A 23754-nucleotide genomic window follows, 5' to 3' on the forward strand; every position below is an offset into this window, starting at 1 on the left:
TTCTCGCAACACTTTCCGTCTTTTCTTGATCGGTGTTGCGTCGACGTGCCCGATTTCAGTCGGATTCCCGATGCCCCCCGTGCGTCGGATGGTCTGGCCTCCTCACATGCAGGCATAGGCATGGCCATGCTCATGAGTTCCGGCTATGTTTCGCTTTGCACTTTATTGCAGCCGCAAGCCGCGCGCGGCGGATGCAGCCGAACGCCACGCAGCTCCCACACGAGCCGCAGCTCCTTCACGAGATCTTCACGCTTGGCCTGGTCCTGCATGGTTGCGTCGAGAAGCCAGCCGAGCGACGCCTCGCCCTCGATCCGCATCAAGATCTCGAAAAGCTCATGTGAGATACGCATACTATCGTGGGCGGAATGTCCTGTGCGGATCTCGCAGAACGTTTCCTGACGTTCTGGCGCTGTGTGGGAGCGAACACGATGCAGGGATGCATACGGCGGCAATGAAACGCCCAGCGCACTCCAATCCTGCAGTGATGCTGGCCGCTTTCTGACGAGGAACGGCCCAACAACAAGTCCGTCCAGGTCAGTCGTCAAGAACGTGGTGATCGCATCTGACACGGACTCCACGATCGGCTCGACATTGTTGTTAAATGAGGTATTCAGAAGAACTGGGATGCCCGTTCGCCTCTTGAACGCATTAATTACATCCCAGTAGGTGGGGTTTGCCTTGCGCGATACTGTCTGCAGCCGAGCGGTCCCATCAACGTGTGTGATCGCACCGAGCACGGTACGCTTGGTTTCACGCACACGAACCACGAAGTTCATGAAGGGGAGCTGCCGCGTGCCGTCCGGGAGCTCAAAGAACTCGCTCGCATCCTCCTCCAGTACAGATGGCGCAAAGGGGCGATAGCCCTCGCGCTTCTTGACCATCGCGTTGATGCGGTCCTTGTTTTCTGCAGGCCGCGGGTCCGCAAGAATGCTGCGGTTACCAAGCGCACGTGGGCCGAACTCAGAGCGGCCCTGAACCCAGCCGATTACATCGCCATTCGCCATCCAGTCTGCCACACTAGATGCTATGTCTTCACTTCGTTGAATGTCGAGGTGGCCTGACCATGCGTTGAGCTCCTGCTCAACGGCTTGCTCGTTGCCGAGATCGGGCCCCCAATAAACGTCCGGCAGTCGCTCCCGCGGCGCCGGCCTGCCCAGCTCGTTTGACAGCATCAACGCAGCGCCGAGCGCGCAGCCGGCGTCGTGCGCCGCGGGTTGAACAAAGATGTCGTCAAATAGCCCGGAATAGAGCAGCTTACCATTCAGTGTGCAATTATGGGCTACTCCCCCAGCCAAGCACAAGCGTGTAATGCCCGTCGCTTCACGATGGTGCCGTAGGATGTGAAACACGATCCGCTCCAGCGCCTCCTGCAGCGAAGCGCTGACATCTCGATGCTGTTGGGTGAATGGCATTCCTTTTCGCCGAACCTCGATGTTGCGGACCAGGGCCGGACCGATCCGGTCCACGTGAACGCGATAGCCACCGTTCTCCAACAATTCGTAGAACTGCGCGAAGAGCTCGCGATAGGGAGCGGGATCACCATACGGGGCAAGCCCCATCACTTTGTACTCGTCGAACAACCCGTAGCCGAGATATCGGATCGTCTCGAGATAGAACAGCCCCAGGGAGTTATATTCCGGGAAGCTTGCAAGTTGCGCAATTTCGGTGCCAGATCCCACCGCCAATAAGCCGGAGAGAAAATCGCCACCGCCGTCGACGGCAAAAACGAGACTTTGCTCGAAGCCGGACATGGCAAACGCGCTCACGGCATGCGCTTCGTGGTGATTCACGAAGGAAAGCCGCGACGGATCGATCTCAGCGCCGAACTCCCGTGCTAGCAGCTGGCGCAGCAACAGTTTGGCGTCCAACGGAACGGGCTGAGAAACAGAAAGGCGCTCGAGCATGGTGTTGCAGTAGGCTTCAGTCGCGTAGAACGCGATACGGTCAATCTCGCCGAGCTCAACTCCTGCGGTAGAAAGGCAGTATCGGATCGAATTGCTCGGGAACTTGTTAGAGTGCTTGACGCGGTTGAGGCGCTCCTCTTCGACAGCAGCGATCACGCGGCCATCCTGCACAAGAACCGCAGCGCCATCGTGAAGAAATGTATTCGGCAGCTCCGGCGTGCTTTCATAGATTCTGTCAAGTCCGCCACTCACTCCCAGGCACAACATCTCGTTCTCCATATGATCCTGCCGGGAACGCTTACTGCGTCCCACCTATCTAATCTGGACAGTCACGCTCCGTCGGGTGCGCGGGCCAGACAGCACAACACAATTTTGCAAAGTCCCTCTAGGCGCCTAGCGACAGGCGCTCAGAAAGTACAGGTGCTGGCGTCCGCACGATCGACCGAACAGACGGCCGTAGACCTTGCTCGATCGGGGCCTCTTAAGGCCATTGAAGCAGCTGCTGTGACAGACCAGGTCATCCCGAGCTACCGCAGAACGCATGTGACATTGTATCGATGTGACTTTCGCCATTTTCGCTGAACTCACATCAACGCAGCAGGCGGCGCCGAAATAGTGCTGTCGACGCGAAAAAGGGCAGGACCGCGTAGACGCAGAGCGCACCTACGTGCAGGGCAGCGGTGTCACCGCCGCGCTCAAGCATCGCTGGGCGAATAAGGTCGACCGAATGTGCGAGAGGCAACAAGCCAGCGAAATGCTGAAATGAGCCGGGCAGTTGGCTCGTCGGAAAGACCGCGCCACACAAAAACACCATAGGAGTGAGGACAAGTGTCTGGTAAAACACGAAGTAATCGTAACTTGGCGCAAGAGATATGACGACCATCGCCAGGCTGGCGAAGACAAGGCCAGTAAGGGCGATTGCTGGCATCGCATACAGAATGGATGGCCATGACGCATAACCCAGCGTGGCAGCGACGATCCAGATCGCTGTTCCGGCCAGAACGGACTTACTCGCCGCCCACACCAGTTCACCCAGAACGATGTCGCCAAGCGTGAGCTGAGTGGAGAGGATTGCTTCCCAGGTGCGCTTGGCGTCCATGCGTGCAAAGGCTGCATACATGGTTTCAAAGGTCGCGGACGTCATGGCGCTGGTCGCGACCATGCCTGCCGCCAGAAACGCGATGTACGATGTCCCCTCAACGCGCCCCACGATCAGTCCGAGGCCAAAGCCGAGGCCAAACAGATTGGTTATAGGATCTGCGAGGTTGCCGAGAATCGATGCAAGTGCGACTTTCTTCCATGCTAGGAAGTTCCGACGCCATACCGCAATCCAATTGTACGCGTTAGCGGGCATCACCGCCGTAAAACTTTCACCCATCGCTCACTTCTCCATCTCGCGCCCGGTCAGCCGCAAAAACACGTCCTCGAGATTCGGGGGACGCTGCAGAATACGAAGGCCCGCTCGCCCGCGCAGTTTCACGCGTACCTGGTCCGGATATGGCGCATAACAAAAGAGCGTCTCTCCACTCACTTCAAGGTGCCGTGCATGCGGCCTGATCAGCTCGCAGAGCTGATGTGGATCACCGCCATAGATTTCGACCACGTTGCAGCCAATATGCTCATCTATGAGGTCGTCCGGCTTGCCTTCGGCGATCTTGCGTCCACCCTCGAGGACACACAGCCGATCGCACAGGCGTTCGGCCTCTTCCATGAAGTGAGTGGTCAAGAGAATCGTCTTGCCCCGCGCAAGCAGAACTCGCAGACGTTCCCAAATCAGGTGGCGGGCGTGCGGATCCAAGCCAGTCGTCGGCTCGTCCATCACGAGCAGATGCGGGTCATTGATTAGCGCACGCGCCAACGTCAGCCGCCGTTTCATACCACCGGACAACTCGGACACGCGCACGTCCGCCTTGCTTTCGAGGCGCGCAAACTCGAGCAGCGATGGCGCGACCGCCTCGATCTTGCGAGCGCTCATGCCGAAATATCGACCAAACACAAGCAGGTTCTCTCGAACGGTGAACTCGAGTTCAAGGTTATCGAACTGCGGCACCACGCCGATGCGCACACGCGCCACACGAGCGCGGGAAGGCACAGGCTCATCGAGGACCGTAATCTTGCCTGCGTCCGGCGAAATCATGCCGAGGAGCATACGCGCAATCGTGCTCTTGCCAGCTCCATTTGGACCAAGCAGGCCGAAGCATTCTCCGCGCGCAACCGAGAACGATAGTTCATTGACGATGACCTTGTCGCCAAATGACTTTTTCACGTCGGCAAGCTCGATTGCTACGGTGGACATGGTCACCCTTGGGCTGACAAAAGTCGCTCGGCCGACAATGGCTTCCTTACCACCGTTTTGGTCCAGAGCTGGCCGTCGCACCACACATGCTCGACACGCTCCCATTGGCAGGCCGCGGCAGCATCCGGGAAGAATCCCCGCCCGTGGAGGTTGGCGCTCGTGTTGCAGAGCAGCGGTATCCCCGTGAGTTGCTCAAATTCGACGAGAAGCGCGGCGATTTTGTGCGGAGAGTTGCGGGAGATGGTCTGCAGCCGAGCGGAGCCGTCAAGATGGACCACAGCGGGGATCTTGTCGCGCCATTCCGCCCGGGTCTGGTGATCGAACAGCATGTAAGGATCTGGCGTACCCGGGCTGAAAATTTCTGGCGCCCGGTCCTCCAGACAGATCGGCGCCACCGGCCGGAAGTGCTCGCGACGCTTAATGTCGTTGAGATGATCCTTCATTGCCGGGGAGGTCGGCGCTGCAAGAATGCTTCTGCCGCCCAACGCCCGCGGCCCAAGCTCGGCGCGCCCCGAAAGGAAGATGACCGGCTTGTTGTCGGCCAGAATCACCGCAAGTTCACGCAGACTGCATGGCGCCGCCTCCCAATCCGGCGGAAGCTCGCTGTCCTGCAGGGCCGGACCACTGTAGACTGACCATTCCAATGGCCCGAAGCCATTTTGCGCTGCCATCGCGCCGCAAGCAGCGCCGATTGCCGAGCCGCTGTCATTCGGAAACGGCGGCACCCAAACATCATCGAACAATCCCGCCGCACGAAGCGCGCTGTTCCATTTGATATTGAGACCGCAACCTCCGGCGATACATAGATTTCGCGCTCCCGGAAGCGACGAGTATCGCAGCAAAACCACCGCCATTTCCTTGACAAGAAGACGTTCCACGAACACATGAAACGACGCAAGGACGTCCTCCGCTCGCTTGGCCGTCAGGCGCAATGCGCTTGCCTCGAAGAAGTCGTGCACAGCTGCAAGCGACGATTCTGCATTGTTGATGTCAGCGCGGTAGCGACGAGCCTGCTCCGTGTCAGCGGCGAAGCGCTTTTCATAGAGTTCCTGAAACACTGCCACAATGCTTTCGTCGATAGAACCAAGCGCGATGTAAGCCATCAGCTTGCCGGCGATGCCTAAATCCCAACTGGAGCGGTTCGGCTGCCTGTACGGGCCGAAGTGAAGGCCCGCGGCAGCATAGGCATGGCCGATCATCGGAAACAGGGATGCGATGAACCGTGCCCCCCCGGGTTCCACATAGTAAAGGCGCGGAAAGATGCAGCCATCCCATACCAGACAGAACGCGGGTTTTCCCGCGCTGGAAAAGGGACTGGTGCTATATGCTGACGCGACGTGGCCCGTAACGTGCGGGTAGCTCTTATATGGAAATACCTTGCCTCCGAGGATCAGGCCAAAGCCGTCGACGGAATCAAGAAGGCCCTCAGCATGGCGCTCGACATACGGCGCCCCTTTCAGCGCGATTGGCACAGCGCCACTTAGGACCTGGAACTGCGACTCAATCTCCCCATCCCAGCCGTCGATGACGAACTGATCGATATCCCGCGGATCCAGGCCATGCTCCGCCAAGGCGAGCACGACTGCATCGAGATTCTCGACGGATTGATAGCGTGGACTGTTGCCGCGCTTCTCTTGCTCGGTGCAAAAGATAAGCCGCCCGTCCTCGACGACAGCAATTGCCCCGTCATGTGTTAACTTGATGCCGCAGATGCGCATACGATCCCCTGGTCTAGTGGCCGACGTTTGATTGTTCTGACGAATGACCCGGCTTCCAGAACCGGACGATCAAGCAGTCTTCGTTGACCGACTCAGTGTGGCAATGCAGACGCTCGACCTCCGATAGGCTCTCGTTGAAGAGAGCGATCACCGTTTCGGCACCAGCAGCATGGCCCCATCGTTGACATGTGGCATCACGTGCGGACCCGAAAATCAGAGCTCCATTTGGCGCAAGCATACTCACTAGGTTGCGGATAGCCGCATGCATCTCGACAATGTCCTTGAGGTAGTAAAGAACTTCGGCCACGACAATCAAATCAAACCGCTCCGAGGTCGAAAACCGCTGGATGTCGGAGGTCACCCACGTGATATGCGACCACTTCCTGGTCCGTCGTCGCGCTCGCTCGATGGCCTGCGGCATGACATCGACCACAGTGAGCCGTTCGCATAGCGGCGCCAGCATGCCGGTGAATGCACCGGCTGCACATCCCACTTCGAGGGCACACGCAACGTCTCCATTGCAACGCGACATCCGGAGCATATGCGCGTATCGCTCCTGCTCGAAGGAACTACTGTCGAGGCGCCATGGATCGTCGGCAGACAACTCTCGCTCTAATAGCTGATGGTTTGCGTCCGGGATCATGAGCCTATCACCTACTTGCAGGCGGTCGAACGATCGCAACCGCAAACACTCTTCGTTGCCGTCAGGCTCGATTCAGGGCTCGAAAGCCCCGCCTTATGAATTATTCCAGACATTCCCCATTGACTTGCAGCACTTGGTCCAGCGTTCGTGTGCAGGATGACAGACTGCTTTTTCCCTTCGGCCGGCACATTGGCGACCTTGCGCGATAGCCAATCGCTGTTGCTCAAGGTACAAAGCGCATAGGCCTTCAAAGGAAGTAAGAGAAAGATATTGATCGGTGTGTGGAGCGCGAAGCCGAGAAACCGCAGTTCGCGAGCACGAAGGGCTGCCACACTGCAGCGGACCATTGTCATTGCTGCAAGCGTCAATCCCGTCCACCAGGGTACAGAGCCGGCGATTAGGAGCTGTGCGAGCGCAGCCAGTGATGACAGGGCGAGAAGCAACGGGCCGAGATTTTGCCCGACAACGTCTAGCGTCAGATAGCCATCGAGTTCTGGCAGCAGGCGTAATGCAAGGAACGTGTCCCGGAAGGTACTGCGCGCCCAGCGGAGTTGCTGGCGTAGATATGGCCCAAGGCTGTCCGGGACGACTGTTGCTGCGATCGCGTCCGAGACGTATTCCGTTCGAAATCCCGCCTTGAGCATGAGGATCGTGAGATGGCGATCCTCGCCGAAATCGCTCGGCTTCCCACGAAAGAATTGGGCTTCGTATTGATCGAGAAGCAAGGCGAGTGCGGAGCGACGATACATGGCACATGGGCCGCAGCAGCACATGACGGCACCGAAACGCGCCTGCGCCGCGCGCTCCTCGTTGCATGCCAACCAGTATTCCATATCGATCAACCTGGTCAGCCAGGTTTGGCTGCGGTTGCTCGCTATCAACTGACCCATGGCCGCACCGACTTCCGGGTCGTGCATCTTCAATACAAGCTTCGTGACAACGTCAGCGGCAAGTATCGTATCCGAGTCGACATTGAGGACCAAGTCACCGGATGAGTTGCGTATTGCGGCGATCTGCGCCTTGCGCTTTCCAACGTTGTTTGCCAGCAAGATGACGCTGAACCTCGGATCGTTCGCATAGATTTTGTGTACAGGCGCGACAACGTCGCGATTTGCAGATCCGTCATCGACCACATACACCTGTAGCTTTCCGGTGTAGTCTTGACTCGCAAGTGACTCCAGACATTGGGCGAGCGTGATTGGATCCTCGTTGAAGCACGGTACGATGACGTCTACACTGGGAAGGACCGGCTCCGATCGTCTCAGGTTGTCCTGCAGCGATGGGAGGTTCGTCGTCGGTTGGGCATAAAGCGCTTGCGCGCTCTTGTAGATCGTCGAGAGCAGCGCATAAGACGAAACAGCGACAGCGCTTGTTGTAGCGAGCAGGTCCATAGGGTGTCTGTTTTTTTCAGTGAATTTGAGGGAGTGGACGGATTACAAACCCGCGCCGTTGTAGCGCCGGGATCAGATGTGACAGCGCGATGGTGGTCTGATCTCGCAGCGCGGCATCAGTGCACGGTCGCTCCTCATCAGGAGGATATCCGTCGTGCAGGAGCACAATTGCACCCGGGCGAACGCTCGCCAGTACTGAATTTACAATTCTATCAACCCCAGGGCGGGACCAATCTCTCGGATCGACCGACCAGTGCACAGCTGTGAGACCAGCGCTCGCTGATACAGCGAGCACCTCTTGTGTCCACATGCCGTAAGGTGCTCGCATGTGCCTGAGTGAGGCCTGCGGGCACGCCGAACGGATCGCCTCGCTCGCCGCCAGAACTTCATCGCGTACCTCCGCTGGTCCGCATCTGGATAGATCCGGATGCGTCATCGTGTGGTTTGCAACCTCGTGCCCTTCCGCGATCATTCGTCGAACGAGTTCAGGTTGTTCGGCCACGTACGTGCCGATCACGAAGAACGTCGCCGGAGTCCGATGTTGCGCCAGCACATCGAGCACATCTGGCGTGCAAAATGGATTTGGCCCATCATCAAAGGTCAAATACACGGGGCGACTTCCACTCACGTCAGCGTAGTCACAACGGACAGCAGATAGGGGGAAAAGCTCTTTCATAACTCGGGCCCGTTCCGATCGATGATCGTCCCGGCCGGCCACTCGCTTATCGAGCGTCCAACCGGAAAAACCACCACGATCACGTCTTCGATGCGGATCGGCGACAAATTGGGATAGACATCCGGATGCGTGGAGCGGACGCGAATGCCAGATATGAGGGTGGCGAGCCCCTGCCTTTCGACCAGTCGGGTCATATGTTTCTCAAGCGCAGGCCGAACCGTGCCAAAGCCGAATGGAATCCCAAGCTGCTGCAGCATGGGATACATCACGCGCATTGCCTGGCTAATTCCCAGGCCTTCAAGATCCGGGCGCACCGCATATAACCCCAGTTCGCCAACGAGAAGATCGACCCCACCAACATTAATGAAACGGCGTAGTAGCCCGATGTGAGCAGCTATCCCGCGCGCGTCGTAACCGATTACGCGGACCTCAGGTCTTGCACCGGCCCAACTTCGGTTGCCCTCAAATGGCTGCGCATTGAACGCACCGGTCGGCCCGTAACTTTTGCGGAAGAACTCGGCGAGCTCCGCATGATCAGCGAGCCGCAGTTCGCTTTCCCAGCGGAGGCTCCACTGCACTTGAGCGCGCGCAGTAGGGGCTCCCGCAGTCCGGGATGCGGCAATGTTCATGGCGGGCTTCCTTGCGCCAGTGGAATTATGAGCGGAGATGGTCACGCGAATTCGCTAGTCGCCGAACCGCTGATCAATACTGAAATGCGCTGCCATGGCCCTCGGAGCGCGGCACTCCTCGCCTGCACCGCGCCAGGCGCCTTCGCTCGCGACGAAGCGATCTCATGGCTCGCGCTCGTCATCCGGCCAATGCACTGCGCGAGATAGGCCGGAAGATGCCGGTGAGGCGATTGGACTAGCCAGATCCTGTCTGCACCACGGAGCTTTTCGGCCTCGTCTAACATCTCTGTCGACGTTTTGACGTCTGCGGGCAGGCCTTCGATGCGCGGCGCCTCATCGATGGCGCAGCCGAGTGGCATCAGATCACACTGGTTCTTATACATCTTCGACGCGCCCTGAATGCGGTGGACAGGCGAGCCATTTGGAGAGCTGCCTGAATGACTGGGCATCCGCAATCTGCGCCTGCCGCTATTTCCCGACACTAGAACGCGGCTGAACGCGCTCTCAAGTGTACGTGGGTAAACCTGCAATATGGAAACGGATGAAACACGCATACCAAGGTTTACGGAGATCTGCCTGGCGTCTCTATCGGGCGACTTTCGCATCGAGACGAAGCGACGCGGCTCGCACTGCGCGCCCATGGCCGCCCTCGAAGCGGATGCGCCGGCTGCTCGCACATCCAGGAGCTTTTCTCTAAGCCAGCGTGAGCGAGCAGCAGCCATCGTGGTATGCCTGATTACTTTTGCAAACTGATGTTTGCTATCCAACGTCCAGCAATTTGGTAAAATCGATTGTTCCGATGGAACACATCCACACGATGGATAGACTTACAACATGCGGTTCAAGGGACTTGATCTAAACCTTCTCGTTGCGCTCGACGCTCTGATGACGGAGCGCAACCTCACAGCGGCGGCGCGCAAAATTCACCTGAGCCAGCCCGCTATGAGCGCTGCGATCGCGCGGCTGCGCACCTATTTCCGCGATGAACTGTTCACCATGCGAGGTCGCGAGCTCGTCCTGACACCAGGCGCGGAGGCGCTTGCAGGTCCGGTGCGCGAAGCCCTGCTGCATATCCAACTCTCGATCATATCGCGGGACGCGTTCGACCCTACTCAGTCGAGCCGACGCTTCAGGTTCATCCTCTCCGATTTCATGACGATCGTCTTTCTTCGCAAAATTGTGGACCGTATTGCACAGGAAGCTCCCGCGGTGCGCTTCGAATTGCTGCCATTTTCCGACGAACCCGATGAGCTGCTCCGCCGGGGCGAGGTGGATTTTCTCATTCTGCCGGAGCTGTTCATGTCGAGCGCGCATCCTAAGGCGATGCTGTTTGACGAGACCCTCGTATGCGTCGGATGCCGCGAGAACAAGCAGCTATCGCGGCAGCTGACATTCGAGAAATACATTTCGATGGGGCACGTTACGGCGAAGTTCGGACGGGCGCTCAGACCAAACATCGAAGAGTGGTTCTTGCTTGAGCACGGCGTCAAGAGACGCATTGAGATCGTTGTGCAGGGCTTTAGCCTGATTCCGCCGATATTGTTAGACACAGGCCGTATCGGCACAATGCCCTTGCGACTCGCCAAACACTTCGAAAAGCGGATGCCACTGCGGATCGTCGAACCGCCGCTCGCCCTGCCCACGTTCACCGAGGCTGTGCAGTGGCCTGCGTTCCACAATACCGATCCGGCGAGCATTTGGATGCGGCGGATATTGTTGGAGGAAGCATCCAACATGGCATCTGGGCATCAGGAGCCTCCAACTCGCAGGCGCTGCTAGGCTCACCGTAAGCCACTCTCGGCACGTTCCAAATACGCTAACAATCCTTCGACCTACTCGGCCGCTTTCGTCACTTCAACGTCTCTGAGGCCAAGCTGCCAGCGACGGGCGATCGGCTGCGAAGACTTGCCGAGTCGAGCGTGGTGACCTCGCAGATGAGGCGCTTGCACCGCAAACAGGCGATGCCCGGCACTATCGCGGCACAACACGCCTCCTCCAGTACAACAATGTTTGGCCTGTCGCATAAAATCGCTTGAACCACACACTGCGTCAGGTTGTAGGTTGGCCGCTGTGATGAAAGCTGCGCTAGGCGGCTCTCGACTGGACGCTTTGGCGAACTCACGGCACTGGCCGGACATTGGGTTGATCTGCCATTAACCAACCGGCCGGGTCCTGTCGCGTGGGTCGCCGGAACCGGCGACACCGATCACCTTTGGGACTCCTGACGGCTTCCGGCCGCTGCTGGCCGGCCTACCGCCTTGCTCTCCATTGTTGCGATCATTGCACGAGCGTCTTTTTCGCGGTCGTAGGATGGAAACGATGTCCGTTCGTGCGAGCCAAGGACCTCTCCAGACGCAGCCGTCATCGCTTGGTGTATGCGCCCAATTACGTTCGTGCCGGATAAGAAGACATGCGTTTCAAAGGTCTGGATCTAAATCTTCTCGTCGCGCTGGATGCTCTAATGACTGAGCGCAACCTCAGCGCAGCGGCCCGCAAGATTAATCTTAGTCAGCCGGCCATGAGCGCAGCCGTTGCCCGGCTGCGATCCTACTTCCGTGACGAGCTGTTTGGGATGAGGGGGCGGGAACTTGTCCCGACCTCACGCGCGGAAGGACTCGCAGCCCCTGTACGCGAGGCTCTAACGCACATCGATCTTTCAATTATCGCCCGCGACGTGTTCGATCCAGCTCGATCGAACCGGCGTTTCAGGATCGGCCTTTCTGATTTTATAACAGTCGTATTCTTCCGAAATGTCGTGGAGCGCGTCGCGCGAGAAGCACCGGCCGTCAGCTTCGAACTGGTCGCGCTCACCGATGAGCACGATGAGCTTCTCCGCCGCGGCGAAGTCGATTTTGTTATCTTGCCGGAATTATTCATGTCCGGCGCGCACCCCAGGGCGCCCCTATTCGAGGAGAGACTCGTCTGCGTAGGCTGCTCCACGAACAGCCAACTACTACGGGGGCTTACATTTGATCGGTATATGTCGATGGGCCACGTTGCGGTTAAGGTCAAAGGCGCGCGCCAGACGCCGGTCGAAGAATCCCTTTTACTCGATCTAGGTCTCAATCGGCGCATCGACATTCTCGTGCAGAGCTTCAGCATGATCCCGCCCCTGCTGGTGGGCACCAACCGCATAGGGACGATGCCATTAGGGCTCGTAAAGCATTTCCAAAGAACAATGCCCCTTCGCATTGCGGAGCTCCCGCAGCCATTTCCCGCCTTCACTGAGGCGGTTCAATGGCCCGTCCTTCACAATAGCGACCCGGAAAGCCTGTGGATGCGAGAGATATTGTTGCAGGAAGCTACCCGCATGGCAACTGGGCAAGAAGCCTCCATGATCTGCACTTCGGAACGAGCTGATTCTGCCGGGGATTTCGCACGATCTGCCTCGCCGTTGTCGTAAGGACGTTCGCAGGATCTGCGAGCCTCATATCCCAACGAATGTCTCAACGCATACAGTTTTGGCTCGCCGCGCTCGAATTCATGGTCGCTCTATAAAGATCATCGCAACAGACGGCTATGACGACGTTGCGTACGTCTTCCGCACGTTGGCAATAGGCTCGACGTGCGAGCGGCGGGTCAGACTGTTGGCCTGGTATTAGAGACAGGGACGTACGTTGCACCCGGCCGCACCTGCTGTCGATACAGCAGAAGCAGCGCTGGGCTGCCCTCGTCAACTCTCCGAATCAGCAGTGGATCTCGAAGAGCGGAGACGCTTGTGCTTCTTCGGAAGCCGTACCATCGCGCACCGTGCGCGTGATGGTCATCGATCATGCACATGACCACGGTCTCTTGCGCCGTCGAGGCAAGCATCGCGCACGCATGTTGCCCTGTCGCATCACATGGGAGCACATCGCATCTTCGTCGCTCCGCGCCGCGGGTCTGACTTCTTTTGGCCCTATCGCAGCCAAACGTCTTGACGACGTGCCCTGCCATGACGCAATGACAAACAAGGAGCTGAACTTGGAGCAATGCAGCGGCGTATTCGATCCGGAAGAGCTTTCGGCCCTGGGACGCCTTTATGATAGTGCGATCGCCGCGCTACCCCCATCGATGCGAAGTCCGGAAAATCGCACAGCAATCGCCAAACTCGTCCTGGAGCGTACAGCGGCTGGCGAGGCTCAACTGGCATGCCTGACGAACTTGTTGATCACCATTTCCCCTCAGGGTTGATCCCACGCCATTCTGAGGATAGTCACCAGTCTCGCGCTGGAATGGAAGACGATCCAGCTAGAGCGTTGAAATAGCTTGAATCACACGTGACGTCAGGTTGTAGGCTTTGAAATGAACAACATGAGCAAAGCTACACCACGAAGGCGTCGATGGCGCATTGGCGAACTTGCAGAGGCGACCGGAGTAACGGTACGCACGCTGCATCATTATGAACACACCGGGCTCCTAGCAGCTTCAGAGCGTACTGACGGCGGCCACCGGATGTACGACCGCGAAAGTGTGCAACGGGTTCACCAAATTCGAGCGCTACGTGAGCTTGGCTTCTCCCTTGTCGAGATCCGTAAAGCTATGGATGGCACGACCTCACTTACCGATCTTCTGCGCAAACATTTAGAACGGATAGAACTTCAAGTCGCTCGAGCAACTCTGCTGCGAGATCGCTTGCGCAACATGACCATCGACGGTGATATCCAGGTAAGTGTGGATGAGCTGCCTGCCACCCTCAATGCCATGTCGCGGGTCGAGACGCATAATCAGACGTCCCGATGCACCTGCAAGTTAGCTGCAGATCGCGAGGAGCGGTGGCGGCGGATCCGCGACGACCTGCGTGATTGTATGGATCGAGGCGAGCATCCTTGCGGCGAGCGGGCAAAGGCTGTCGCAGTTGCAGCACGCTTGCTGATCGGCGAAATCGCTGGCGCCGATTCACGCGTTTCGATGATCCTGAAGGTACTTGCACGATTAAGCGCCCCCCGTAGTCTGGCTGGTTGGGATCCCTGCCTCATGCAATATCTCGATCTGGCCCTTGGCGGGTTGGAGGATCAGCCGTACTGACGTCCTCCTGGCCGGCTCCGCACGGCATTGCCGATAGGCGCTCGTCGGCTCTGATGCGGGCCAACAGTTTTATGGACTAAACCGGACAGTCGTCGTGACCCCGTCAATCCGCGCTCCCTGATGCACCGTCGAGGCTCCAAAAAAACGGCCTTGAAACGCACCTAACGTCAAATTGTAAGTTCTACCGTGGTCGCAATCTGGCGACCAACGCAAGCTTCGCTTTGACAGACAATCTCAACGTGTAGACACGTCTGATCACAGCTGCCGGCGGTTAGACTTCAAGTGAACATTGGGAGCTCTACAATGTTAAACCGTTGTGCGCCTGCTGCGAGTGTCGCGCTTCTCTTCTGCGCCCTCGCTTCTGTTGCGCGCGGCTCCGACGTCAATATTGCCGTGGCTGGCCCAATGAGCGGAAGCAGCGCTGCGTTCGGCGCACAAATGCGCGATGGTGCAGCTGCGGCAGTCGAGGCGTTGAACGCTTCTGGTCTACTTCTCGATACCAAGGTGATATTGACTGTCGCCGACGACGCGTGCGACCCGAAGCAAGCTGTCGCAGTCGCGAATAAGCTCACAACAGAGCGGGTCCGGTTGGTCGTTGGCCATTTTTGTTCTTCTGCGTCGATCCCGGCCTCCGAGATCTACGCCGAAGCAGGCATCATTCAGGTGTCACCAGGCTCGTCAAATCCTCAGCTAACAGAACGGGGCCTTGACACCGTCTTTCGGATCTGCGGCCGCGACGACCAACAGGGCATCGTTGCCGCAGAGTATATTCACCGGACCTTCCCTAACCACAAGATCGCAGTGCTCGACGACAAGAGCACCGCAGGCAAGGGTATCGCCGACGTCGTTGAAGCACAGCTTCGGAGATTCGGTGAACAAGTCATTCGGCAAAGCTATGTAGCCGGTGAAAAGGATTACAGAGCGCTGGTCTCAAGGATGAAGAAGGAACGGGTGCGTGTCGCCTATATCGGCGGTTATCATACTGAAATTGGATTGTTTGTACGCCAGGCGTCAGAAGCAAGAGCGGAACTTATGGTCATGGCGAACGATCCTTTGATGACCTCTGAATTCTGGGCCATTACAGGCAGCGCCGGAAATGGCACGTTGTTTACCTTCATGCCGGACCCCGCCAGGAATGCCAATGCGGCCGGCGTGGTGGCCGCACTCAAAGCTTCCAACCTGTCCGCTGAAGGCTACACGCTTTACGCCTATGCGGCCGTGCAAGCATGGGCAGAGGCGGTGAACCGGACCGGTTCTTTCAATGCTGTGCGCGTAGCTAGCGCACTTCGTTCACGGCCGACCGATACCGTGATTGGCCCAGTCCGGTTCGATAGAAAGGGAGACAATGCGGCTCCTGGCTTTCTGGTTTACCGTTGGCGAGAGGGCCGTGTTGAAACTGTCGAGCAGAACTGATTGGCGTCATCGCCATCTCCCCGAAGCCAAAGCGACACGGACAATGAGACGCGCTCAGGTCGGAGAAGCGATACTCGCAAGCTCTCTCATACTTGCAGCCTTTGGAGCGTTTCTCGCGTTCGTTGCAGCGCTTGCAGAGCTACCCGACGTCGCCCTGACGGAGACGCTACGTCCAATGATAGATAAATAGTAGCCGTTCCGGGCTGATCTGACTCGCGAGGCACAGGACCTCTGAAGCGAGTAACGATGCTTCTGGTCGAGCATAACTCGCCTTTGGAGGCGGTTCGCGGACGTCTATCAACGGCGCGGCGACAGCATTTCGCATTCTCGTCACCCGCTCACATGGTGCAAGCCCAGATCCACGCACTCAAAGAAAAAACGGCCTGACCGGTCAAACGACGAACGAGACCCCTTTGAGCGCAAAGGCACGAAGCAACCAGGACCCGCCATCTGACCGTAATCGGAGATTGATCGAGTGAAGAGTGGCCTTTCTTCTTCAAGACTAAGGTGCGGCATTTTCGACCATTTGGATGACGACGGCCAAGATGCCGCACGACAATATGAAGATCGTCTCAAGCTGATCGAGGTCTGCGACTCGCTCGGATTCTACGCTTATCACCTGGCCGAACATCACTGCACACCTCATGGCAGAGGGCCCTCGCCGCACCTGTTCCTATCAAGTGTCGCGCAGCGCACCCGGCGATTACGGCTCGGTCCGCTCGTACTGTTGCTCAACCTTTATCATCCATTGCGCGCATTCGAAGAGATCTGCATGCTTGACCAATTGAGCGGCGGCAGGCTCGAGGTCGGGATAGGCCGCGGTTCCCAGCCGATTGAATGGGGCTATTTCGGCATCAGTGCAGACGCTGCACCAAGTCGTTATGCGGAAGCCAGTGAAATCTTGAATATTGCGCTGAAGGGACACACGCTATCTTATCAGGGAGACCACTTCGAGTTGAGCGACGTACCCTTAGCGTTGAGGCCCCATCAACGTCCATCTCCGCCCATCTGGATCGCAAGCAATCGGGCAGAGTCGGCGCAGTGGGCCGCGGCAAATGGCGCCAATCTGGCGTGCATAGGCCCCGCCTGCGCTGTCCGGAACGTTACGGACGCCTACCGTTCCCATCGACCCCACAACACAGCCGCACACGGCCGCGAGCCACTTCTCGGGCTGGCCCGCATGGTCGTGATTGCGAAGTCTGATCAGGACGCTCATGCGGCGGCCGAAACTGCGTATCGCCGATGGCTGGAGAGCTTTAAGTTTCTTTACGAGCTTAACGCCATTCCGACACCGCCCGCCCTTCCGCTGACCTTCGATGCAGCACTTGAGAACGAATTGTGCGTCGTTGGAACGCCGGCTTCCGTCCGACAGGTCCTTCTCCAGCAGATGGAAGTGGCGGGTGCCAACTACTTGCTTTGCCAGCTTGCATTTGGAAACCTACCGCTGGAGATTTCCCTGTACACCGCAACTGCAATTAAAACTGAAATTCTCGGTAGCTTCGGCGGATAATGACTGCGTCGGGGGATCATATGCGTGGTAAGTATACCGACGCACTGAAGTTATCCGAGGCTGGTTGCCATATTGGTTGTCGTTGCCCGGGGCAAGGCGACCGTCAGCCTCAATGGCAGCGATATCTGACCGCCTCGCGTTCCTATTTTGGGGACAGCTTTGGCTAAGTTGTCCGAGCCGCTTTATCAACTTATCCGCGGCCGAACGCTCTTCGTCCGCTTTGATCACGCGGACCTTTTCAATGGAGACCCGCGATTGCTCAGGGCTCATCCTGCATCTGCGGGAGGCCGGAGCTGGTCGGACAGTCCGGACGAGACTCTATGACCCTCCCTTCCTTATGGGGATCGAGGAGTTTCTCTCACCTTCGTGAGATCTGGAGTCCAATTTAGAGGTATTCGCCTGCGCTCGCTGCTGTGACCCTTCTAGGCCGCCGGTCATCAACGAATCAGCAAGCTCGTCTAAGAGGCCCATAAGCTCACTGCACCAAGCCGGCAGGAAACAACTAACTGACCCGCTTTCGATGTAAGAGGTGAGATTACGCCCGTCCGCGATCCACGAACTGGATGCATCCCATCGACACTTTCGATTTTACCAATTTCAGCCAAATACCCATAAGTCGATCGCCGGTTTCCGGAAAGCACATTCCACGGATGTCGTTTGAGAAATGAACCCATTTTACTTTCAGCATAGTCGCAGGGCGCTTCAAGGTTCTCGTGGCTGCTTCGCCAACGACAGCCATCAATCTTTGGCATCGAAGCACGAGCGGCGTAAATGCGGTCAGATCGCTAATCGCAACGTCTGGCGCGTAATCTGTCGCGCTGGCGCCTCCTCCTTTGCAATCATACTGAGGCCCTCCAGGAAGATCGACTCTCACGCACACTGCTTGGCCAAGGCAAATGCGTGCGCTGCATAGAATTGGGGCAGGCGAACCGTCCGCTAAACCGGTGCAGGCTGCACTTTTTTCCCTGACCAGGCGGGCAGCGCCGACGATCCGACGCCGTTGCGGCCTCCAAACAAAGCAGTGCAGTTGGCTATCTGACCACGCTATTCTCCGGCCAGGACGAGGCACTGATGTCGATCGGTGTGATGCGACCAGCCTCGCGATCTTACTGCCCACCCCTACAAGTTGTGTGATCGTGGATTCTCACTCTGCGCGCATCCTCTTTCTTCGTCGACGGGCGGCTCCCGCACCCATTTCCTACAGACTGACGCTACCCTATCTCATTCTATGCGCCGGCCCTCTTCGACCATATCCCGGCGCGGTTATCCCTTCTCTGCAATCCTTACGTCGCCACCGCAACGAGGGGTGGACGCGATCTGCCGGTCTTGTCTCTTATCGCGCCCCCCTTCCAGGAGCCGATCCGCCCCCTCGCCGGGCCAGGCATCGCCTGTCAACGAATGCAGAGAGAAACCGCAGACATGTGAAGCGGGTTAATTCTGGGTTGCCTGCATGAGCTGGGCCATAAACGTCTGGCATGATGACGAGACCGGTCTGGAGCAGCTGACGGCGCGCCTTCAGCAACAGCTTCGTCCAGCGCCGAACGTACTTTGTGGCACTCTGCCTGGCAAGGCCTCCGGTTACGTCTGGATTGCTATGTCAGGCGACAAGCAATCGTGCAGCAGTTCGAGCCGCAATTCTCGACTTGCCGTCATCGCGGCGTCCCCGCCGGCTGGAGGTACTGCGACCGTCGAGGCGCTGGATCGGCTCAATGGTCGGATCACAGGACAGTTCACGGCGTTCTCTGGTCGATTCCGCCTTTGCGCTCTCTTCGCGGCACATGCCTGCAACCCTCTCCCTTCGGCGACCGCGCGTGCGCACCTTGGCTTGTGCAGCAGCCATTCGTTCATTCGCCGCGTCTGCGGTCTCGCGGCCGGGAAAGCACGACACAACCCTTACTCAGCCTACTTCCTGCATTTAACTAACCGGAGCAAACACCGTGGAACTTGACCCTTCCAATTCACGCTCAGAGGACCTCGAGGATCGCATCGACCTGCAACTCGACCTCGTGGCCGCCCTCGTACGCGAAGAAGGCAACGAGCTCGAAGCGGTTCGACTGCTAAATGCCCTGACAAACCAAATGATCATGGCGGAACTGGAGCTCGGGCAGCTCGGGGATGCCAAAACCGGGGACCCCGCCCGCGACCAGCAAACGACGCGACTCTCGCGAGACCGTGGCGTTTACTACCCAGAAGACCTTCAAATTTTGGGACGCCTTTTCGATCAGGCCGTGGCGGCATTACCCGAAGTGCTCCGAACTCCCGCTAATCAAATGAAGATCGCGAAACTAATTCTGTCACGTGCAACAGTAGACTGAGATTTCATTTGGGTTTCTCTGAGGTTGATGCCGCTTTTATTGAACGTTTATCGCTGGGCTGACTGCGACGGTCGTGCGCACCAGGGATCGGCGACTCCGTGTTTATGGGCTACCGTCCCGTAAGCGAGCCGGTTCGGCTGGCTTTTCCGAATCACAACTGTTCCCCACCACGCTCAAAAGCGAGAGCCCGCACCCAGAGCAGGAGGCCGCGAAGGGTCGAGCAAAGAACGACGCCCCGCGGACGACGCCCCGCGGACACATGTCAGAAAGCAAACAAGCAGTGGCCGGAAAACGCCACACGCTTCGATGAACGCGTCTTAGCTAGAGACTGGGAAAGGAGGGGAACGATCCATTTTCATCGATGTTCGGCTGTACTCGTGATTGGCATGGCCCGATCTTCCGATTGCAGGAAGAAGAGCCTCATGTCACCGATACCGAGCAACAAGAGCACTTCGGTAACGAAGCCGCGCGAACAGCGCGAGCTCGTTTCAGCCGCTTCAGAATTATTCGAATGCGCCTGGCAATCCGACACGCCGGGTCATCGGAACTTCAACAAACATCTGTAAATTCATTGAACATCGAGAGCAGCTCGATGTCCGAGCGTGCTGCGGCTCTGATGTCTTACTAGCTGGGACAAGCCACAGACGCTCGGTTTGCTTTTGCGAAGGTACTTCCTTGTATCAGGACGGCGTGGAGTGTTGAGATGGATCAGCAGATGCAAGATGCTATCGTGAGCGTCGCATTTGATAAAGCCTGGCGCTTTGTTGAGAAGGATCCGTTGCTTGCGCATAATCGCAAGACGGTCCTCCATAGCCGGTTGTGCACTTTCCTTGAGTCTTCGATAAAGAAGGGCGAACGGAATACGTTGAATCTGGCTAACGAGGCGATACGCAACTTGCGGGCTGAGCTGGCGCGGTCGACCGAGCAATAGGCGCCTGAACCCGTACTGCCACATAAGCTTGGCTTGTTGAGGGTCTTGGGGACCTTATGCGGCGGAAAACACCGGGGCAGAGCGTGGTGGAGCTTCCCCTCCAGTCATGTTCAGCCCGTTGAAGAGGAGCACGTTCGCGACGACTATTATGGTGACCCCAGACCAGCCACCTAGAATCCAGTGCATGTCGGCGACGAGGCGGGACAGCCGCCCTAATATTCGCTGGCGCCAGGAAGAGCCATACCGTTTCCTCTCCTGAGTTTTGGCTCGGCACGAGGTCCCGCAAGTTCAAGCAAGAGCCTCGTCAAGCAGCCGCATCGGCTCCTTGACACCCGTCGATCGAGGTCGAGGTTGAGGAACATCGTGCTAAACTTGCGATAGGTCCTGAGCCAGAGCGGTCCAAGCCTGCGATCGATCATCGCCGTATCACTCACGATTGCAAGCGGCAGCACGATCCTCCTGCCGGGAAGTGAGCCTGATCGCAAGAGACGCGTTCTGGATCAGCAGTCTTCATTTGCCGAACTCTCTGAACGAGCATGCCCGGGACGTGTTGGCGCAGCCTGGCTTTGTCGCAAGTCAGCGAAAGAGAGAGCCAAACAGCTCGTAGCACTGCGTCCCGTCACAGCCATCATGAACGGATCGTATTCAAAGAATCATCTGCGCCAAGCGACCAGTGTCCCGGCCCCAGCATTTCGGTCGAGGCAGTGCATGGCAAGTTGCGCGCTCCACAATCTGACGCGGCGTACGATTGGACCCGTTTCTTTCGAAGACATGTTGTGCGGAAGTTACAGCAATTCGCGTTCATATTGTTAAACGCACGGCGCCGGGGGGCACCGAAAGGAAACGACACTCGAATGAAAAAGATTCTCATTCTGACTGCAAGCATCGGCGCACTCGGTGCCGCCGCTCCCTCATTCGGCACCGACTTGGCGGGGCAACCTGCCAAGGTTAAGGCGGTACCACTGCCAGCCGCAGCCCCGATCATCGATTGGTCTGGTTACTATATCGGCGTCAATGGTGGCTGGGGAACGAGCCGCAACTGCTGGGATTTCAATGGTGTTACCCCCGAGGGCTGCCATAATTCGACTGGTGGGACCATTGGCGGCCAGATTGGGTATCGTTGGCAAATCTTCAACATGGTCTACGGCATCGAAGGTCAGGGCAACTGGGCCGACTTCAACGGTTCCAATGTCAGCACCGCGTTCCCGGCAGACACCGTTGGCACCACGACAGATGCATTCGGTCTACTCACGGGCCATATCGGATACGCGTTCAATGCCGTGCTCCTTTATGGCAAGGGCGGCGCTGCGGTAACGAGCAACATCTATCACGTCAACTCGGTGGCTACTGGCGCCGAGATTGGCAAAAACAATGATGTGCGTTGGGGTGGCGTGCTGGGCGCCGGTGCCGAAGTCAGCTTCACGCCAAACTGGTCAGCTGGCGTCGAGTATAACCACTTGTTCATGCAACGCAGTAACATAAGCTTCCCAGCGGCTCTTGGCGCGGATCGCGTGCACCAGGATGTCGATCTCATCACGGCGCGCCTCAATTATAAGTTTGGCTCGCCCTTTGCCAAATAGAGACCTCCACGCGGTCGCGTGAATCGGAACCCCGGCCCCCAAGTCGGGGTTCTTTCCTCAGCTGCTCCTCACCCTGCCGGCCCCAATCAGTTCCGAAGCACCAGGTGCGCGCTCGTCTGAGTAATGGAATCCAGAGGCCAGTTGGAGTGTGGCCGAGAAGCCGCCAACACACTGGAGGAACAGGTCAGTCGATCCGAGAATTCATCGATCTCGTGAAAGTCCCACAACCTCACGCAGCGTGAGATAACGGACTTGCTCCAAGGAGTGTTGCGAGCTCGCCGAAGGTGCCATGCACTATGTTAGAAGCTGGAAGCCCACGATTTGGCTGCTAGTGTCCCGTTCTCAAATTCAAAGAACATTTAGGCGAACCGCCACAACCACCGCTTGAATCCGGCTGGCTGCCCCCAGCTTTCGCATCGCATTCTTGACATGAAAGTTGACTGTATTGTCACTGATTCCCAGGATCTTCCCGATTTCCCATGACGACTTCCCCTCTGCCACCCACCGCATGCAACTAGTCTCCCGCGGCGATAGTGCAACTTTTCTTTCGCAACCATTATCGCAGGGACGAGCGATGTCGCCATAGGCGGTGTGAAACTGCCAGGCCAGCGCGTTGAGATGCCCGATGCGATCCTGAGGATCAGCATCATCGAACGCAGATGCAAACGACACCACAGATATCCGACCCAACGGGCCAAACAACGGGACGCTCATGCCATGCTTCAGCCCCGCCTCTCTCGCCTCGTCAAGTACGCGTCTTTCGTCCGGTTGAAGCTGATAGTCGTCGGCGAGTTGATCCCACAAGAACGGCCGCGAAAGCATCGGCGTACGCCGGACCACCGGATCGATAGTATGGTACTTGCGCTTAAAGTATCGGTCGCACCAGTCTGGCGGCCACTTCACAGCCACAGTCGGGGGCGGATACTCCGCCAGCCGAAGTGGCTCAACGAAGTTGAGAGCGCCGTATGCAACTTCACTGAAGCCTTCCCTCGTGGCACAGCCTACAAGAAGCTCGAATAGTGCTCTGAGTGAATGAGTCTGGTTAGCGCATTCGGTGAAGCTAAAGAGGTCCATGCTGGACGCTTCAGTACGACGATCAACCTCCCCTTCATCGTGTTCGATTGCGCTTGCTTCAGGCCGAGCCAAATTCCAGTCCATGAGCTGAACTCGAGGGTTAGTTTATTCGTCCAGTCTGAGCGCTCGCGCTATGCTGGACGCCATTGGACGAATTCGTTGCGCCCCCGCCGAATGCGCCGGCAGGATCGCATCAAAAACCACCAGATATAGCGCCATCATCCCTGTCTCCGAGGCTGAGCTGAAGTGATCGGTCCAGCTTGCCGATAACGCACTGGCCAGGTCGGAAATCATCGCCCGCGATCCGTGTTGAAGGATGATGCCATCGATACCCACCAACAGTGTCCCGTTTGATCATGGCGGCCCCGATGGTCCGCGGGTCCCGGACTGAGCTTCCAAACAGCTCCGCCGGCCAGAGGTTCGGCTCTGTTGAGCGTGCATGGCGAGTGAACGCAGCCGAACGACGCTTTGGTTTGTCTCGAGGCCGAGCACGACGAGATCCTGGGCTCTGATCTGCGCGATACGGCTAAGCTCGAGGGGCTTGGCGGCGCGGGACGCGAGGAGCGTCCTGTGAGCATCCATTCTTTGCTTGGGGACGAACAATACGAGGTTCATGTCTTTTCCCAATCTTGTGAATTGCCATCGCTAACCGTTCGCCGATTCTTCT

At 57.8% G+C, this 23754-nt stretch carries 20 protein-coding genes; 9 read left to right on the top strand and 11 right to left on the bottom strand.

The window, feature by feature from the left end:
• Positions 1–143: 143 nt before the first annotated feature.
• From AAFG16_RS39335 to AAFG16_RS39375, 9 genes are all read right to left on the bottom strand, one after another.
• Positions 144–2171: a carbamoyltransferase gene (locus AAFG16_RS39335; RefSeq protein ID WP_342741039.1), complete on the bottom strand. Its 2028-nt coding sequence runs from the start codon at positions 2169–2171 to the stop codon at positions 144–146.
• A gap of 322 nt (positions 2172–2493) precedes the next feature.
• Positions 2494–3282 carry an ABC transporter permease gene (locus tag AAFG16_RS39340; protein WP_283081813.1) on the bottom strand — a complete coding sequence of 263 codons (789 nt, stop codon included), beginning with the start codon at positions 3280–3282 and terminating at the stop codon, positions 2494–2496.
• Positions 3283–3285: 3 nt separating this feature from the next.
• Positions 3286–4200 (bottom strand): nodulation factor ABC transporter ATP-binding protein NodI, encoded by a 915-nt coding sequence (nodI, locus tag AAFG16_RS39345; protein ID WP_283081812.1) that lies wholly within the window; start codon positions 4198–4200, stop codon positions 3286–3288.
• Positions 4201–4202: 2 nt separating this feature from the next.
• The gene (nodU, locus tag AAFG16_RS39350; RefSeq protein WP_342734058.1) at positions 4203–5918 is read right to left on the bottom strand and encodes a nodulation protein NodU; all 1716 of its coding nucleotides are present in this window, start codon (positions 5916–5918) and stop codon (positions 4203–4205) included.
• Positions 5919–5931: 13 nt separating this feature from the next.
• Positions 5932–6561: a nodulation methyltransferase NodS gene (nodS, locus tag AAFG16_RS39355; RefSeq protein ID WP_342734060.1), complete on the bottom strand. Its 630-nt coding sequence runs from the start codon at positions 6559–6561 to the stop codon at positions 5932–5934.
• An 11-nt stretch (positions 6562–6572) separates the two neighbouring features.
• On the bottom strand, positions 6573–7952 hold the full coding sequence (nodC, locus tag AAFG16_RS39360; RefSeq protein ID WP_342734062.1) for a chitooligosaccharide synthase NodC: 1380 nt from the start codon (positions 7950–7952) through the stop codon (positions 6573–6575).
• A 16-nt stretch (positions 7953–7968) separates the two neighbouring features.
• Positions 7969–8628, bottom strand: coding sequence for a chitooligosaccharide deacetylase NodB (gene nodB, locus AAFG16_RS39365; protein WP_342734064.1), 660 nt, complete (start codon positions 8626–8628; stop codon positions 7969–7971).
• Complete coding sequence (locus tag AAFG16_RS39370) at positions 8625–9257, bottom strand: NodA family N-acyltransferase (RefSeq protein ID WP_283081807.1); 633 nt, start codon at positions 9255–9257, stop codon at positions 8625–8627. Before AAFG16_RS39370 ends, nodB begins: the two co-directional genes overlap by 4 nt.
• A gap of 41 nt (positions 9258–9298) precedes the next feature.
• Positions 9299–9640 (bottom strand): hypothetical protein, encoded by a 342-nt coding sequence (locus AAFG16_RS39375; protein WP_342734067.1) that lies wholly within the window; start codon positions 9638–9640, stop codon positions 9299–9301.
• Positions 9641–10091: 451 nt separating this feature from the next.
• Here AAFG16_RS39375 and nodD1 point away from each other — a divergent pair, with 451 nt between their 5' ends.
• The 9 genes from nodD1 (at position 10092) to AAFG16_RS39420 (ending at position 22013) form a co-directional block, all read left to right on the top strand.
• The gene (nodD1, locus tag AAFG16_RS39380; RefSeq protein ID WP_271611101.1) at positions 10092–11036 is read left to right on the top strand and encodes a transcriptional regulator NodD1; all 945 of its coding nucleotides are present in this window, start codon (positions 10092–10094) and stop codon (positions 11034–11036) included.
• A 631-nt stretch (positions 11037–11667) separates the two neighbouring features.
• Positions 11668–12660 carry a transcriptional regulator NodD2 gene (nodD2, locus tag AAFG16_RS39385; protein ID WP_271608559.1) on the top strand — a complete coding sequence of 331 codons (993 nt, stop codon included), beginning with the start codon at positions 11668–11670 and terminating at the stop codon, positions 12658–12660.
• Between the two features lie 356 nt (positions 12661–13016).
• Complete coding sequence (locus AAFG16_RS39390; RefSeq protein WP_342734073.1) at positions 13017–13430, top strand: hypothetical protein; 414 nt, start codon at positions 13017–13019, stop codon at positions 13428–13430.
• 120 nt (positions 13431–13550) lie between these two features.
• Positions 13551–14264, top strand: a complete 714-nt coding sequence (locus tag AAFG16_RS39395) for a MerR family transcriptional regulator (protein WP_333938638.1) — start codon at positions 13551–13553, stop codon at positions 14262–14264.
• Between the two features lie 303 nt (positions 14265–14567).
• Positions 14568–15677, top strand: coding sequence for a branched-chain amino acid ABC transporter substrate-binding protein (locus AAFG16_RS39400; protein ID WP_342734075.1), 1110 nt, complete (start codon positions 14568–14570; stop codon positions 15675–15677).
• A 475-nt stretch (positions 15678–16152) separates the two neighbouring features.
• Positions 16153–17187: an LLM class flavin-dependent oxidoreductase gene (locus AAFG16_RS39405; protein ID WP_271608563.1), complete on the top strand. Its 1035-nt coding sequence runs from the start codon at positions 16153–16155 to the stop codon at positions 17185–17187.
• Positions 17188–19124: 1937 nt separating this feature from the next.
• Complete coding sequence (locus AAFG16_RS39410; protein WP_271608564.1) at positions 19125–19502, top strand: NolY; 378 nt, start codon at positions 19125–19127, stop codon at positions 19500–19502.
• A gap of 703 nt (positions 19503–20205) precedes the next feature.
• Positions 20206–20433 carry a hypothetical protein gene (locus AAFG16_RS39415; protein WP_027562761.1) on the top strand — a complete coding sequence of 76 codons (228 nt, stop codon included), beginning with the start codon at positions 20206–20208 and terminating at the stop codon, positions 20431–20433.
• Positions 20434–21287: 854 nt separating this feature from the next.
• Positions 21288–22013 (top strand): outer membrane beta-barrel protein, encoded by a 726-nt coding sequence (locus AAFG16_RS39420; RefSeq protein ID WP_283081801.1) that lies wholly within the window; start codon positions 21288–21290, stop codon positions 22011–22013.
• A 348-nt stretch (positions 22014–22361) separates the two neighbouring features.
• Here AAFG16_RS39420 and AAFG16_RS39425 read toward each other — a convergent pair whose 3' ends face one another.
• Together AAFG16_RS39425 and AAFG16_RS39430 are read right to left on the bottom strand one after the other, a co-directional pair.
• On the bottom strand, positions 22362–23087 hold the full coding sequence (locus tag AAFG16_RS39425) for a LuxR family transcriptional regulator (RefSeq protein ID WP_342741040.1): 726 nt from the start codon (positions 23085–23087) through the stop codon (positions 22362–22364).
• Between the two features lie 105 nt (positions 23088–23192).
• Positions 23193–23423: a hypothetical protein gene (locus AAFG16_RS39430; protein ID WP_342734082.1), complete on the bottom strand. Its 231-nt coding sequence runs from the start codon at positions 23421–23423 to the stop codon at positions 23193–23195.
• Positions 23424–23754: the final 331 nt, after the last annotated feature.

Origin of the sequence: Bradyrhizobium sp. B117 (genome assembly GCF_038969555.1) — a bacterium.
In the GTDB taxonomy this organism is placed as follows: domain Bacteria; phylum Pseudomonadota; class Alphaproteobacteria; order Rhizobiales; family Xanthobacteraceae; genus Bradyrhizobium.

Excerpts from the sequence above, each read along its gene's own strand:
- nodB (WP_342734064.1), bottom strand. The coding sequence starts at position 8,628 with ATGAAAGAGCTTTTCCCCCTATCTGCTGTCCGTTGTGACTACGCTGAC.
- AAFG16_RS39375 (WP_342734067.1), bottom strand. The coding sequence starts at position 9,640 with ATGTATAAGAACCAGTGTGATCTGATGCCACTCGGCTGCGCCATCGAT.
- AAFG16_RS39340 (WP_283081813.1), bottom strand. The coding sequence starts at position 3,282 with ATGGGTGAAAGTTTTACGGCGGTGATGCCCGCTAACGCGTACAATTGG.
- AAFG16_RS39400 (WP_342734075.1), top strand. The coding sequence starts at position 14,568 with ATGTTAAACCGTTGTGCGCCTGCTGCGAGTGTCGCGCTTCTCTTCTGC.
- nodS (WP_342734060.1), bottom strand. The coding sequence starts at position 6,561 with ATGATCCCGGACGCAAACCATCAGCTATTAGAGCGAGAGTTGTCTGCC.
- nodD1 (WP_271611101.1), top strand. The coding sequence starts at position 10,092 with ATGCGGTTCAAGGGACTTGATCTAAACCTTCTCGTTGCGCTCGACGCT.
- AAFG16_RS39390 (WP_342734073.1), top strand. The coding sequence starts at position 13,017 with ATGGTCATCGATCATGCACATGACCACGGTCTCTTGCGCCGTCGAGGC.
- AAFG16_RS39370 (WP_283081807.1), bottom strand. The coding sequence starts at position 9,257 with ATGAACATTGCCGCATCCCGGACTGCGGGAGCCCCTACTGCGCGCGCT.
- AAFG16_RS39395 (WP_333938638.1), top strand. The coding sequence starts at position 13,551 with ATGAGCAAAGCTACACCACGAAGGCGTCGATGGCGCATTGGCGAACTT.
- AAFG16_RS39425 (WP_342741040.1), bottom strand. The coding sequence starts at position 23,087 with ATGGACCTCTTTAGCTTCACCGAATGCGCTAACCAGACTCATTCACTC.
- nodD2 (WP_271608559.1), top strand. The coding sequence starts at position 11,668 with ATGCGTTTCAAAGGTCTGGATCTAAATCTTCTCGTCGCGCTGGATGCT.
- AAFG16_RS39335 (WP_342741039.1), bottom strand. The coding sequence starts at position 2,171 with ATGTTGTGCCTGGGAGTGAGTGGCGGACTTGACAGAATCTATGAAAGC.
- nodI (WP_283081812.1), bottom strand. The coding sequence starts at position 4,200 with ATGTCCACCGTAGCAATCGAGCTTGCCGACGTGAAAAAGTCATTTGGC.
- AAFG16_RS39415 (WP_027562761.1), top strand. The coding sequence starts at position 20,206 with ATGGATCAGCAGATGCAAGATGCTATCGTGAGCGTCGCATTTGATAAA.
- AAFG16_RS39420 (WP_283081801.1), top strand. The coding sequence starts at position 21,288 with ATGAAAAAGATTCTCATTCTGACTGCAAGCATCGGCGCACTCGGTGCC.
- nodU (WP_342734058.1), bottom strand. The coding sequence starts at position 5,918 with ATGCGCATCTGCGGCATCAAGTTAACACATGACGGGGCAATTGCTGTC.
- nodC (WP_342734062.1), bottom strand. The coding sequence starts at position 7,952 with ATGGACCTGCTCGCTACAACAAGCGCTGTCGCTGTTTCGTCTTATGCG.